Here is a 13,972-nt window from a genome sequence, read left to right on the forward strand (position 1 = left end):
GTCCGGGGCGGGCGCCCGGGACGAGGCCAGAATCCGGAAGCGGGTGCGCCCCACGCCATTGACGTGACCGTGACGAGCGGACGGCCGACCCGATCGTGTCACCGCCCGCGCTCCGATCGGACGGGCGTGAGGAGGGGGCGCACGGGGTCCCGGCGCGGGGTGCGGAGTGTGACCTTCGCCGCTCCTCCGGGAGAGGGTGTGCACATTGGTTACCCGCAAGTAGCATGGTCGGGTGAGCGGGCGCTCAGCGACTTACCCGAGCGCCCCCACGCGCAGCAGTGCACACCCGCACCTGGAGGAGAGCCAACGTGCCTCGTACCGTCAGGGACGTCGTCTTCGTCGACGGCGTCCGCACCCCGTTCGGCAAGGCGGGCCCGAAGGGCATCTACCACGAGACCCGCGCCGACGACCTCGTCGTGAAGGCGATCCGGGAGCTGCTGCGCCGCAACCCGGACCTGGACCCCAAGAAGATCGACGAGGTCGCCATCGCCGCGACCACGCAGATCGGCGACCAGGGCCTCACGCTGGGCCGTACCGCCGGCATTCTCGCGGGCCTCCCGCAGTCCGTACCGGGCTACTCCATCGACCGCATGTGCGCCGGCGCGCTGACCGCCGTGACCGCCGTCGCGGGCGGTGTGGCCTTCGGTGCCTACGACGTCGCCCTCGCCGGCGGTGTCGAGCACATGGGCCGCCACCCCATGGGCGAGGGCGTGGACCCGAACCCGCGCTTCGTCTCCGAGAAGCTGGTCGACGAGTCCGCCCTGTTCATGGGCATGACCGCCGAGAACCTGCACGACCGGTACCCGACGATCACCAAGCTCCGCGCCGACGAGTACGCCGTGCGCTCGCAGGAGAAGGCCGCCAAGGCGTACGCCGACGGCAAGATCCAGCAGGACCTGGTCCCGATCTCGGTGCGCAACACCAACGAGGCGGCCGGTGAGACGGGCTGGGGCCTGGTCACCACCGACGAGCCGATGCGCCCGGGCACCACGCTGGAGAACCTGGCCGGCCTGAAGACCCCGTTCCGTACGCACGGCCGGGTCACCGCGGGCAACGCCGCCGGTCTCAACGACGGTGCCACCGCCGCGATCATCGCGTCCGAGGACTTCGCCCGGGAGAACAACCTCCCGGTCAAGATGCGCCTGGTCTCGTACTCCTTCGCGGGTGTCGAGCCCGAGGTCATGGGCTACGGCCCGATCCCGGCCACCGAGAAGGCCCTGGCCCAGGCCGGCCTGACGATCGAGGACATAGGCCTCTTCGAGGTCAACGAGGCCTTCGCGGTCCAGGTCCTCGCGTTCCTGGAGCACTACGGCATCGCCGACGACGACGCCCGCGTCAACCAGTACGGCGGCGCCATCGCCTTCGGTCACCCGCTCGCCTCCTCGGGCGTGCGCCTGATGACGCAGCTGGCCCGTCAGTTCGAGGAGCAGCCGCACGTCCGCTACGGCCTGACCACCATGTGCGTCGGCTTCGGCATGGGCGCCACGGTCATCTGGGAGAACCCGAACTTCAACGCCGAGGGAGACTCCAAGTGAGCACCACCGCTGAGCTCCTGAAGGGCGCGGCCGAGCTGTTCCCGGACGAGGTCGTCACGTCCGCGCACGTCCGCCACCTGGACCTGCCGTTCGGCGCCGGGCGCTTCGCGCTCATCACGCTGGACAACGGCTTCGACCACACCAAGCCGACCACCTTCGGCCCGCAGTCCCTCGCCAACCTGAACGCGGCGATCGACCAGGTCGAGCAGGAGGCCATCGCGGGCTCCATCGTCGGCGCGGGCATCACCGGCAAGCCGTTCATCTTCGCGGTCGGCGCCGACCTCAAGGGCGTCGAGCTGCTGAAGAAGCACGACGAGGCGCTCGCCATCGGCAAGGGCGGCCACGACGTCTTCAAGCGCCTCTCGGCGCTGGCGGTCCCGACCTTCGCGTACTACAACGGCGCGGCCATGGGCGGAGGCGTCGAGGTCGGTCTGCACTGCTCCTACCGCACCGTCTCGAAGGCCATCCCGGCCTTCTCGCTGCCCGAGGTCTTCCTCGGCCTGGTTCCCGGCTGGGGCGGCTGCGCCATCCTGCCGAACCTGATCGGCGCCGAGCGCGCGGTCTCGGTGATCATCGAGAACTCGCTCAACCAGAACAAGCAGCTGCGCGGCAAGCAGGTCTTCGACCTGGGCATCGCGGACGCGCTGTTCGAGGGCGCGGACTTCCTGGAGCAGTCGCTCCTGTGGACCGCGAACGTCCTGAACGGCACCACCGAGGTCGTCCGCGACGAGATCGACCGCGGCGAGGCCTGGGACGCGGCCGTCGCCAAGGGCCGCTTCATCGCGGACTCCAAGGTGCACGGCGCCGCTCCGGCCGCCTACCGCGCGCTGGACATCATCGCCGCGGCCAAGTCGGGCGACCTGCAGGCCGGCTTCGACGCCGAGGACACGGCCCTGGCCGACCTCATCATGGGCGGCGAGCTGCGCTCGGGCATCTACGCCTTCAACCTGGTCCAGAAGCGCGCCAAGCGCCCGGCCGGTGCCCCGGACAAGTCCCTGGCCCGTCCGGTCACCAAGGTCGGCGTCGTCGGCGCGGGCCTGATGGCCTCCCAGCTGGCGCTGCTCTTCCTGCGCCGCCTGGAGGTGCCGGTGGTCCTCACCGACATCGACCAGGAGCGCGTGGACAAGGGTGTGGGCTACGTCCACGCCGAGATCCAGAAGCTGCTCGGCAAGGGCCGCATCAACCAGGACAAGGCCAACCGCCTGACCGCCCTGGTGACCGGTGTCCTGGACAAGGCCGAGGGCTTCGCGGACGCGGACTTCATCATCGAGGCCGTGTTCGAGGAGATGTCCGTCAAGCAGAAGGTGTTCGCGGAGGTCGAGGCGGTCGCCCCGGCGCACGCGATCCTCGCCACCAACACCTCCTCGCTGTCGGTGTCGGAGATGGCCTCGAAGCTCCAGCACCCGGAGCGCGTGGTCGGCTTCCACTTCTTCAACCCGGTCGCGATCCTCCCCCTGCTGGAGATCGTCCGCGGTGAGCAGACCGACGACGCCTCGCTGGCCACGGCCTTCGGTGTCGCCAAGAAGCTGAAGAAGACCGCGGTCCTCACCAAGGACGCCCCGGCGTTCGTCGTGAACCGCATCCTGACCCGCTTCATGGGCGAGATCCAGAACGTCATCGACGAGGGCACCCCGGTGGTCACGGCGGAGAAGGCCATCGAGCCGCTCGGCCTGCCGATGTCCCCGCTGGTGCTCCTGGAGCTCGTGGGCCCGGCGATCGGTCTGCACGTCTCCGAGACCCTGAACCGCGCCTTCCCGGAGCGCTTCACCGTCTCCCCGAACCTTGCGGCGGTCGTCAAGGCCGGCAAGCGCGGCTTCTACGTCTACGATTCCGGCAAGCCGGAGCTGGACCCCGAGGTCGCCGCGCTCCTGGTCCAGGGCGATGTCGTCCTGACCGAGGAGCAGGTCCGCGACCGCGTCCTGGACGCGGTGGCGCAGGAGATCGGCCTGATGCTGGAGGAGGGTGTCGTGGCCGAGGCCCAGGACATCGACCTCTGCCTCATCACGGGCGCCGGCTGGCCCTTCCACCTGGGCGGCATCACGCCGTACCTGGACCGTGAGGGCGTCTCGGAGCGCGTCAACGGCAAGAAGTTCCTCGCCCCCGGCCTCGCGAGCATCCCGGCCTAGTCCGGGTCTCCGAGGGCTGTTCCACGGCTCGGCCCGCCCCTCCAGGGGGGCGGGCCACAGCCGTTCGAATACCTGTCTAAGATTCACCCCCATGACGGAAAAGCACGCGCGGCCCAAGCGCCGCCGCCGCGTTCTGCGGATCACCCTGCTGCTGGTCGCCGTGCTGATCCTGGGCACGGCCGGGGCCGGCTGGTGGGCCTACAGCCACCTGAACTCCAACATCGACAGCGTCGACCTGGACCAGGCGATCGGTGACAACCGGCCCAAGAAGGTCGTCGCGAACGCCCAGAACATCCTGGTGCTCGGCTCGGACTCGCGGGCCGGGGCCAATGCCGATCTCGACCACGGCGATGTCAGCGGCGCCCGCTCGGACACCGCGATGCTGGTGCACATACCCGAGGGCCGGGCCAAGGCGACCGCGGTGAGCATCCCCCGCGACACCCTGATCACCCGGCCCGAGTGCAAGGACGGCAAGGGCAAGACCCTCCCGTCCGCCAAGCGGGTCATGTTCAACTCCGTGTACTCGCTCGCCGGTCCGGCCTGTGTGGTCAACACGGTCGAGCAGATGTCCGGCGTCCGCGTGGACCACTTCGTCGAGGTCGACTTCGCCGGTTTCAAGGGCCTGGTCGACGCGCTGGGCGGGGTCACCGTCACCCTGGACAAGCCGATGAGCGGCGCCAAGGGCGGCCTCAAGCTGGACGCGGGCACGCACCGGCTGAACGGCACCGACTCGCTCAAGTTCGTCCGTACCCGGTACGGCTACGGCGACGGCAGCGACCTCGGCCGCATCGGGCTGCAGCAGCAGTTCATGATGGCCATGCTGTCCGAGATCAAGAAGCAGGACGCCCTCGGCAACCCCGCGCGGCTGTACAAGCTCGCGGACGCCGGGACCAAGTCGCTGACCACCGACTCCGACCTCGCCTCGCTCACCGCGCTGTCCGACTTCGCGCAGAGCATGAAGGGCGTCGACCCGGACACGATGGAGACCATCATGCTCCCGGTCGCCTACGACAAGGTGGACCCGAACCGCGTGATCGTGGCGGAGCCGCAGGCCACCCAGCTGTGGGAGGCCCTGCGCACCGACCAGAAGGTCCCGGCCTCGGCGAAGAACTCCCCCGCCAAGGGCTGAGCGGCCGAGCCGCCGAGTCTTCGGCCACCGCACGCCGCGGCGGGCCCGTACGGGAATCCCTCCCGTACGGGCCCGCCGCGGCGTGTGCGGGGTACGGCCGACGCTCAGAACTCCGCGTTCTGGCCGACCTTGTGCAGACGGCTGTTCCGGTAGCCGTAGGCGAAGTAGACGATGATGCCGATGACCATCCAGATGCCGAAGCGCAGCCAGGTCTCGGCCGGCAGGTTGAGCATCAGCCAGAGGGAGGCCGCGATCGACACGATCGGGACGAAGGGCACCCACGGGGTGCGGAAGGACCGGTGCAGGTCGGGGCGGGTCTTGCGCAGGACGATCACGCCGAGGGCGACCACCACGAAGGCGAACAGCGTGCCGATGTTCACCAGTTCCGCAAGCGTTTCCAGGCTGGTGAAGCCCGCGACGACGGCGATGATGCCGCCGAGCAGCATGGTCGCCCGGTACGGGGTGCGGTACTTCGGGTGGGTGACGGAGAAGACGCGCGGCAGCAGTCCGTCACGGCTCATCGCGAAGAACACGCGGGTCTGGCCGAGCAGCAGGATCATGCACACGGTGATCAGGCCGACGGCCGCGCCGAGGCTGATGGCACCCGAGAAGAACGGCTGGTTCACCGATTTGAACGCTTCGGCGAGCGGCGCGGTCGGGGACATCTCCGAGTACTTCTGCATGCCGGTGACCACCAGGGTCACGGCGACGTAGAGCACGGTGCAGACCAGCAGCGAACCGAGGATGCCACGCGGCATGTCCCGTTGGGGGTTCTTGGTCTCCTCGGCCGCCGTCGCCACCACGTCGAAGCCGATGAAGGCGAAGAAGATGAGCGAGGCCGCCGTGAAGATGCCCATGACGCCGAAGTTCGTGGGCTCGTAGCCGAACATCAACTGGACCAGCGGCGAGTGCCAACCGCTGACGCCCTCGGCCCGTGGCTGGGCCGGCGGGATGAACGGCGAGTAGTTGTCGGCCTTGATGAAGAACAGGCCCGCGACGATGACCAGCAGCACGACCGTGACCTTGATGGCGACGACGACCGCGGTGATGCGGGCCGAGAGCTTCGTCCCGACGACCAGGATCCACGTCAGCACCAGGACCAGCAGGAACGCCAACAGGTCGAAGTGTCCGCCGGGGACATCGGGGCCGGACAGGGACGTCGGAAGCGTCCAGCCCAGGTTGGTGTCCATGAGGTGGCGTACGTACCCGGACCAGCCGACCGCGACGACAGCCGTACCGAGTGCGAATTCCAGCACCAGGTCCCAGCCGATGATCCAGGCGGGCAGCTCGCCGATCGAGGCGTACGAGAACGTGTACGCCGACCCGGCCACCGGGACGGTGGACGCGAACTCGGCGTAGCAGAGCGCCGCGAGGGCGCAGACGATGCCCGCGGCCACGAAGGCCAGGGCGGTGGCGGGACCGGCATTGTTCCGGGCGGCGATGCCCGTGAGGACGAAGATGCCGGTGCCGATGATGACGCCCACACCGAAGACCGTGAGGTCCCACGCGGAAAGCGACTTCCGGAGCGCGTGTTCCGGCTCCTCCGTGTCGCGGATGGACTGCTCCACCGTCTTGGTACGGAATGGGCTGTTCAGATCCTTGCTCACCGACGCCTCCGAGAGGTGACGCCGCACGAACGGCCGGAAGGCCCACTCCTCAAGAGTGATCTCCCGGCCCGTGACGTGCAACCGCGCGTCGATCTACGAACGGCGCGCGCGGCGAGTTCCGGACTAGTCGACGGCGGCGGCCGGCTCGCTGTCGTAGCGGCCGTCCAGCTTGGCGACGAGGCCGGTGACCTGCCGGGCGATGTCCGGCGCGGTCAGGCCGATCTCGGCCATGATCTCCTTGCGGAGGGCGTGGTCGAGGAAGCGCTGCGGGATGCCGAAGTCGCGCAGCGGTACGTCGACGCCCGCGTCCCGCAGGGCCTGCGAGACGGCGGCGCCCACACCACCGGTGCGGCCGTTGTCCTCGACGGTGACGACCACGCGGTGCCGGTCCGCGAGCGGGGCCAGGGCCTCGTCCACGGGCTTGACCCAGCGGGGGTCGACCACGGTCGTGGAGATGCCCTGCTTGTCCAGCAGGTCGGCGATCTCCAGGCACATCGGGGCGAGTGCGCCGACCGACACGAGCAGTACGTCCGGACGGGTGACCTCGGCGCCCGGGGCCCGCAGGACGTCCATCCCGCCGATCCGGCCGACGGCCGGGACGGCCGGGCCGACGACGCCCTTGGAGTAGCGCACGACGGTCGGGGCGTCCTTGACCTCGACGGCCTCGCGCAGCTGGGCGCGCAGCTGCTCGGCGTCGCGCGGGGCGGCGAGCCGCAGGCCGGGCACGACCTGCAGGATCGACATGTCCCACATGCCGTTGTGGGAGGCGCCGTCGTCACCGGTGACACCGGCGCGGTCCAGGACGAAGGTGACCCCGCACTTGTGCAGGGCCACGTCCATCAGGACCTGGTCGAAGGCGCGGTTGAGGAAGGTCGCGTACACCGCGAAGACCGGGTGGACCCCGCCGGTGGCCAGGCCCGCCGCCGAGGTGGCGCCGTGCTGCTCGGCGATGCCCACGTCGTAGATGCGGTTCGGGAAGGCCTCGGCGAACTTGTTGAGGCCGACCGGGTGGAGCATGGCGGCGGTGATGCCGACGATGTCCTCGCGCTCGTGGCCGAGCTTGACCATCTCGTCGGCGAAGACGGAGGTCCAGCTCGCCGCGGCGGTCTTCACCGGCAGGCCGGTGTCCGGGTGGATCACGCCGACCGCGTGGAAGCGGTCCGCCTCGTGCTCCAGGGCCGGGGTGTAGCCGCGGCCCTTCTGGGTGAGGCAGTGCACGATGACCGGGCCGCTGAAGCGCTTGGCGCGCTGCAGGGCGGACTCCAGGGCCTCGATGTCGTGGCCGTCGATGGGCCCGATGTACTTGAGCCCGAGGTCCTCGAACATGCCCTGCGGGGCGATGAAGTCCTTGAGGCCCTTCTTGGCGCCGTGCAGGGTCTCGAAGAGCGGCTTCCCGACGACCGGGGTGCGCTCCAGGATCTCCTTGCCGCGGGCCAGGAAGCGCTCGTAGCCGTCCGTGGTGCGCAGGGTGGCCAGGTGGTTGGCGAGGCCGCCGATGGTGGGGCCGTACGAGCGCTCGTTGTCGTTGACGACGATGACGAGGGGGCGGTCCTTGGCGGCGGCGATGTTGTTCAGCGCCTCCCAGGCCATGCCACCGGTCAGCGCGCCGTCGCCGATGACGGCGGCGACGTGGTGGTCCTCGCGGCCCAGCACCTCGTTGGCCTTGGCCAGGCCGTCGGCCCAGCCGAGCACGGTGGAGGCGTGCGAGTTCTCGATCACGTCGTGGTCGGACTCGGCGCGCGAGGGGTATCCCGACAGGCCGTTCTTGGTGCGCAGGCCGGCGAAGTCCTGGCGGCCCGTGAGCAGCTTGTGGACGTAGGCCTGGTGGCCGGTGTCGAAGAGGACCTTGTCCTTGGGCGATTCGAAGACCCGGTGCAGGGCGATCGTCAGTTCGACCACGCCGAGGTTGGGGCCGAGGTGCCCGCCGGTCTTGGAGACGGCGTCGACGAGGAAGGACCTGATCTCTGCCGCGAGCTGGTCGAGCTCCTCCTGGCTGAGCCGGTCCAGATCGCGCGGTCCCTTGATGCGGGTCAGCAGCACCCGTGCCTCCTTGCAGTTGCTTGCTGGTCTGTCGAGTCTAATGTTCCGCCCCCGGCCCCGGTCATCGGGCCGTCCCGAGGGCGTCACACCTTTGTCATACATGTACGCGCGACCTGACGGCCACACCTCACATACGGACGTATACCCGTACATGAGTACCCCGTTCAGGCACGCACGGATGCCCGGCGCCACGAGAAGTGGCGCCGGGCACTGTGACCGGTCTTACCGCCGGACGTCACTCCGGCGGGCAGTCGGACGCGCGATCAGGCGCGGCCGGCCGTCTTCTGGGTCTTGCGCGTCACCGAGTCGATCACCACGGTCGCCAGCAGCACCGCGCCGGTGATCATGTACTGGATCGGCGTCGCAATGCCTTCCAGGGCCAGACCGTACTGGATCGAGACGATGACCATGACGCCGAGGAGGGCGTTCCAGGTCCGGCCCCGGCCGCCGAAGAGGCTGGTGCCGCCGATGACGGCCGCCGCGATCACGTTCATCAGCAGGTCGCCGGCGCCGGCGCTCTGGTTGGCCGCCGCGATCTTGGAGGCCCAGAACAGACCGCCGATGGCGGCGAAGGTGCTGGAGATCGCGAAGACCGTGATCCGGATGCGGGTGACGTTGATGCCCGCGCGGCGGGAGGCCTCGACGCTGCCACCCAGTGCGAAAACGTTTCGCCCGAAGGTCGTGCGGCGCAGCAGGAAGTCCGTGACCACCAGGGCCAGCAGGAAGAGCACCACCGCGAGCGGCAGGCCCTTGTACTGGTTGAACAGCACGGCGGGACCGAAGGTGCACAGCGCGAGCAGGCCGGTGCGCAGCAGGATCTCGGCGAGCGGCCGGGAGGGCATCCCGGCGGCCTCGCGGCGCCTCGCGTCGAGGAAGGAGGCCAGGAAGTAGCCGACCACCGCGAGCGCGGCCAGCCCGTAGGCGACGGCCACGTCCGAGAAGAAGTACGTGGTCAGCTGGCCGACCACGCCGTCGGAGTCGATGTTGATCGTGCCGTTGCTGCCGAGGATCTGGAGCATCGCGCCGAGCCAGAAGAGCAGGCCCGACAGGGTGACGGCGAAGGCCGGGGCCCCGACCTTGGCGAAGAAGAAGCCGTGGATGCAGCCGATCAGGGCGCCTCCCACCACGGCCGCGAGGATGGCCAGCCATTCGTTCACGCCGTGGGTGACGGCGAGGACGGCGACGATCGCGCCCGAGACACCGCTGACCGAGCCGACCGAGAGGTCGATCTCGCCGAGCAGCAGCACGAAGATGATGCCGATGGCGATCATGCCGGTGCCGGTCATCGTGATCGCGATGTTGGTGAGGTTCTCCGGGGAGAGGAAGTTCGAGTTCAGCCCCTGGAAGATCGACCAGATGACGATCAGACCGATGACGACCGGGAGGGATCCCAGGTCGCCCGCCTTCATCTTCCGCTTGAACTCGCCCACGTACCCGGCGAGGCCCTCCTCGCGGACGAGGAGGCGGGGGTCCACGGCCGGGATCGCGTCGTGCGCGGCCGCGGGGTTGACCGGGTCGACGTGCTCCTGCTGGTCGACGGGGCCCTTGTCCAGTGGGCCGGTGGCGGGGTTCTGGGTGCTCACTTGCCGGCCTCCGAGGTGCGGGCCGCCCGGCGGGTCACGGCGTTGTCCGTGGCACCGGTGATGGCGGAGATGATCTCTTCCTGCGAGGTGTCGGCGACGTTGAAGACACCGTTGTTGCGGCCGAGCCGCAGGACCGCCACCTTGTCGGCGACGGCCTTCACATCGGCCATGTTGTGGCTGATGAGGATGACGGCGTGGCCGCGCTCACGCAGCCGCTCCACCAGGTCGAGAACCTGTGCGGTCTGCTCGACGCCGAGGGCCGCGGTGGGCTCGTCGAGGATGACGAGCTGGGGCTCGCCCAGCATGGAGCGGGCGATGGCCACGGTCTGGCGCTGACCGCCGGAGAGTGACGCGATGGGAATCCGGACACTGGGGATCCGGATGGACAGGGTGGTCAGGAGCTCGCGGGCGCGCCGCTCCATCTCCACCTCGTCGAGGATGCCGAAGCTCTTGAGCTCCCGGCCGAGGAAGAGGTTGCCGACGACGTCGATGTTGTCGCACAGCGCCAGGTCCTGGTAGACCGTCGCGATGCCCAGGTTCTGGGCATCGTGGGGCTTGCCGATGGAAACCGGGCGCCCCTCCCACTCGATGACACCTTCATCGATGGGGTGCACGCCGGCGATCGTCTTGACCAGCGTGGACTTTCCGGCACCGTTGTCGCCGACGAGGGCGACCACTTCACCGGAGTGGATCTCGAGTTCTACGTCGGTGAGGGCCTGAACGGCGCCGAACCGCTTCGAGACCCCTCGCAACGCCAGCACGGGCGCAGCGGACACATGAACCATCTCCTTCGCCGCCTGACCGGCGGGGATGTCGTGCAGAAGAGCAGGAGCAGGGCGAATGGGGGAGGAACGTTTCTGCCCGGCGCCCCGCCGGGTGGCGGGGAGAGAGAGGCGGGGCGCCGGTCAGGCACGGGGGGCCGCCTCCGGGGGAGGCGACGGGGGCCGCTACTTCAGGCCGGCGGCGGCGCAGGCCGCCGCGTACTTGTCGGTGCAGATCTCGTCGACCGAGTACACGCCGTCCTTGACGACGGTGTCCTTGATGTTGCTCTTGGTCAGCGAGACGACCGGGATCAGGACCGAGGCGACGCCCTTGGCGGTCGGGCTGTCGACCGTGGACGTGGACTCGGGCTTGCCGCCCTTGGCGAGAGCGACGGCCATCTTCGCGGCGGCCTCGGCCTCGGGGGCGTACGGCTTGTAGACGCTCATGAACTGCTCGCCCGCGACGATCCGCTGCACACCGGCGAGTTCGGCGTCCTGACCGGTGACCGGCGGCAGGGGGGACACGCCGGCGGCCTTGAGGGCGGTGATGATGCCGCCTGCCATGCCGTCGTTGGCGGAGTAGACGCCGATGACCTTGTCCTTGCCGAGCGCGGACAGCGCGGCCGCCATGTTGGTGTTGGCGTTCTCCGGCTTCCACTCGACCGTGTCGTACTCCTTGCCGACGTTCACCTTGCCGTCGAGCTCGGAGTGCGCACCGGACTTGAAGAGCTTGGCGTTCGGGTCGGTGACCGAACCGTTCATCATGACGATCTGGCCGTCCTTGGCCTTGTCGCCCAGCGCCTCCAGCAGGGCCTTGCCCTGGACCTTGCCGACCTCTTCGTTGTCGAAGGAGGTGTAGGCGTCGATCGGGCCCTCGGCCAGGCGGTCGTAGGCGACGACCGGGATGCCGGCGTCCTTGGCCTTCTTGACCGAGCCGGCGATGGCCTTGGAGTCCACCGCGTCGATGATCAGGACGTCCACCTTGTTGGTGATCATCGTGTCGACCTGCGAGTTCTGCGTGGTCGCGTCCTGCTTGGCGTTGGCGTAGACGACCTCGCCCTTGCCGCCGGTGAGCTCGGCGATCTTCTTCTCGATCAGCGGCTTGTCGAACTTCTCGTAACGCGCGGTCTGGTTCTCCGGCAGGAGCAGACCGACCTTGATCGCATCGCCCTTGGCAGCGCCGGAGGACTCCTTCGTCGTGTCGCCCGCCTCCTTCGCACTGCCACAAGCGGCGAGCGAAACGGCCATGGCACCAGCGGCAACAGCTACGGCGGCTCTGCGCATACGCGTGTTCATTACTTGAACCTCCCTGACGAGGCCGCAGCGGCGCGGCCGAGGTGGATGTGAGTCAACCCCGGCCGCGTTTTGCCGTCAAGGAGTGAATTCTTAACGAGATGACAACGGTGCCATTCGTTATCTACCTGAAGACAAGACGGCTGGAGCTCGCACTCCACTTCCATGATCTGACAAAAGTGTCGAATCGCCCATTTCGCTGAGGACGAGCGCCAGTGCGCCCAGCACCTCGGCCCGCCCGCCCAGGTTCCCCGTCAGCACCGACAACTGCCGGGCCGCGCTGGGGATCGCGTACCTTCCCACCGATTCACGGATGGGAGCGAGGACGAGTTCACCGGCTTCCGCCAGCGATCCGCCCAGGACCACCCGGCTGGGGTTCAGGAGGTTGCACAGACTGGCGACGCCGCTGCCGATGTGCCGGCCCACGTCCGTGATCACCCGGCGGCAGCCCGGGTCCCCCTCGCGGGCCAGTTCGACCACCCGCTCCATCGTCAACTCCGGCCCGTGCGTGCCCTGGAGCAGTGGCAGCACGTACCGGGCGGCCGTGAAGGTCTCCAGGCAGCCGCGGTTGCCGCAGCGGCACACCGGGCCCGACTCGTCCAGGGTGATGTGCCCGATCTCGCCCGCCGTGCCGCCGGGTCCGCGGTAGATCTGGCCGTTGATCACGAGGCCCGCGCCGACGCCGCTGGCCACCTTGATGTAGGCCAGGTCCTTTACTCCCCGCCCGCTCCCCCAAACGAGTTCGCCGAGGGCGCCGAGGTTCGCGTCGTTGTCCACGTACACGGGCACCCCGAGGCGCTGGGACAGCTCCTGGCGGGGGTTGATGCCCGCCCAGCCCGGCAGGATCGCGGTCGAGCCAAGGGTCCCGGACTCCACGTCGATCGGGCCGGGCACGCCGAGCCCGACGCCGATGACCTTCTCCAGCCCCACGCCGATGTCCGCGATCAGCCGTCCGACCAGGGCTTCCGCGCGGTCGAAGCCGTCCGCCCAGGACGCGTCGACGTCCAGCGGCTCGGATTCCTCGGCCAGCACCTGGTGGGCCAGGTTCCCCACCGCCACCCGCAGGTGGGTGTGGCCGAAGTCGACACCGATGACGATCCCCGCGTCGCCGCTGAGCGAGACGCTGCGCGCCCGGCGGCCACCGGCCGAGGTGTCGGTGACCTCGACGGTCCCGCCGTCCTTCAGCTCCCGGACGATGTTGGAGACCGTGGCCGCCGACAGTCCGGTGGCGCGGGCGATCTCCGCCTGGGTCAGCGATCCCGCGAGCCGCACCGCCCGCACGACCCGTTCGAGATTCGCGCGATGCAGCGACGACTGCGATCCGGGAGTCTGCACGACTCATCCACTCCTGCCCATTAGCGACGGCCAGCCGTCGCCCCCCGGCCGGGTCGCGTCACGGCTTCAGGCTCCGAGACCCCGGCATCTCTCCAACTTGTGAACCTTAAGTCGAGCCTTTACGCATCCACACGTCAAGAGGCTGACACGGCACGAATCGGCTGGTACTGGACTAAAGGGGGAGAGAAGCGGCCGTTGGATCGTGCTACGGTCGCTGGGACGCCGGTCCTCTGCGGCCCTTACGGCCGGACCTGGCGTCGCACAACGGCCGCGCTACGCAAGGAGGTGTTCGGGATGAGTCCCGATCGAAGTCCTTGCGGCGCCCTCGTCGGCTGACCTTGCTACCGGCCGACCTGTGACCGGCTGACCTCTCTCCGGGTACGCACGGCAGCGGTGGACCGCCGTCCCCCGTGCGCGCTCGTGTTCCGTTCGCGAACTCTCGCGTTCCTTCCTTCCACATTCCCTTCCTTCCGCATGCCCTGCCAACTCCGCCGGGCGTGCGTCATCCATGCCCGTCGGCGTGCCGGCGGCCCCTGGGGGCCTCCGCGCGCCGACCGCTGATC

The 13,972-nt window shown here is 69.2% G+C and carries 9 protein-coding genes; 3 read left to right on the forward strand and 6 right to left on the reverse strand.

Going from position 1 to position 13,972, the window contains the following annotated elements:
• The first annotated feature begins 308 nt into the window (after positions 1–308).
• From Sspor_RS12270 to Sspor_RS12280, 3 genes are all read left to right on the forward strand, one after another.
• The gene (locus Sspor_RS12270) at positions 309–1,535 is read left to right on the forward strand and encodes a thiolase family protein (RefSeq protein ID WP_202199161.1); all 1,227 of its coding nucleotides are present in this window, start codon (positions 309–311) and stop codon (positions 1,533–1,535) included.
• Positions 1,532–3,661, forward strand: a complete 2,130-nt coding sequence (locus Sspor_RS12275; RefSeq protein WP_202199162.1) for a 3-hydroxyacyl-CoA dehydrogenase NAD-binding domain-containing protein — start codon at positions 1,532–1,534, stop codon at positions 3,659–3,661. Before Sspor_RS12270 ends, Sspor_RS12275 begins: the two co-directional genes overlap by 4 nt.
• A gap of 91 nt (positions 3,662–3,752) precedes the next feature.
• Positions 3,753–4,790 carry an LCP family protein gene (locus tag Sspor_RS12280; protein WP_202199163.1) on the forward strand — a complete coding sequence of 346 codons (1,038 nt, stop codon included), beginning with the start codon at positions 3,753–3,755 and terminating at the stop codon, positions 4,788–4,790.
• 104 nt (positions 4,791–4,894) lie between these two features.
• Here the strand turns inward: Sspor_RS12280 and Sspor_RS12285 are convergent, their stop codons facing one another.
• The 6 genes from Sspor_RS12285 to Sspor_RS12310 all read right to left on the reverse strand — a co-directional run bounded on the left by Sspor_RS12285 (position 4,895) and on the right by Sspor_RS12310 (position 13,409).
• Positions 4,895–6,397: an amino acid permease gene (locus Sspor_RS12285; RefSeq protein ID WP_202199164.1), complete on the reverse strand. Its 1,503-nt coding sequence runs from the start codon at positions 6,395–6,397 to the stop codon at positions 4,895–4,897.
• A gap of 123 nt (positions 6,398–6,520) precedes the next feature.
• Positions 6,521–8,437 carry a 1-deoxy-D-xylulose-5-phosphate synthase gene (gene dxs / locus Sspor_RS12290; RefSeq protein WP_202199165.1) on the reverse strand — a complete coding sequence of 639 codons (1,917 nt, stop codon included), beginning with the start codon at positions 8,435–8,437 and terminating at the stop codon, positions 6,521–6,523.
• Between the two features lie 263 nt (positions 8,438–8,700).
• Entirely contained in the window at positions 8,701–9,990 is a 1,290-nt protein-coding gene (locus Sspor_RS12295; RefSeq protein ID WP_202203622.1) for a sugar ABC transporter permease, read from the reverse strand.
• A gap of 26 nt (positions 9,991–10,016) precedes the next feature.
• Positions 10,017–10,805 carry an ATP-binding cassette domain-containing protein gene (locus tag Sspor_RS12300; RefSeq protein ID WP_030008680.1) on the reverse strand — a complete coding sequence of 263 codons (789 nt, stop codon included), beginning with the start codon at positions 10,803–10,805 and terminating at the stop codon, positions 10,017–10,019.
• Between the two features lie 162 nt (positions 10,806–10,967).
• Positions 10,968–12,077 carry a sugar ABC transporter substrate-binding protein gene (locus tag Sspor_RS12305; RefSeq protein WP_202199166.1) on the reverse strand — a complete coding sequence of 370 codons (1,110 nt, stop codon included), beginning with the start codon at positions 12,075–12,077 and terminating at the stop codon, positions 10,968–10,970.
• 117 nt (positions 12,078–12,194) lie between these two features.
• On the reverse strand, positions 12,195–13,409 hold the full coding sequence (locus tag Sspor_RS12310; RefSeq protein ID WP_033217679.1) for an ROK family transcriptional regulator: 1,215 nt from the start codon (positions 13,407–13,409) through the stop codon (positions 12,195–12,197).
• Between the last annotated feature and the right edge of the window lie 563 nt (positions 13,410–13,972).

This window comes from Streptomyces spororaveus, assembly GCF_016755875.1.
In the GTDB taxonomy this organism is placed as follows: Bacteria; Actinomycetota; Actinomycetes; order Streptomycetales; family Streptomycetaceae; genus Streptomyces; species Streptomyces spororaveus.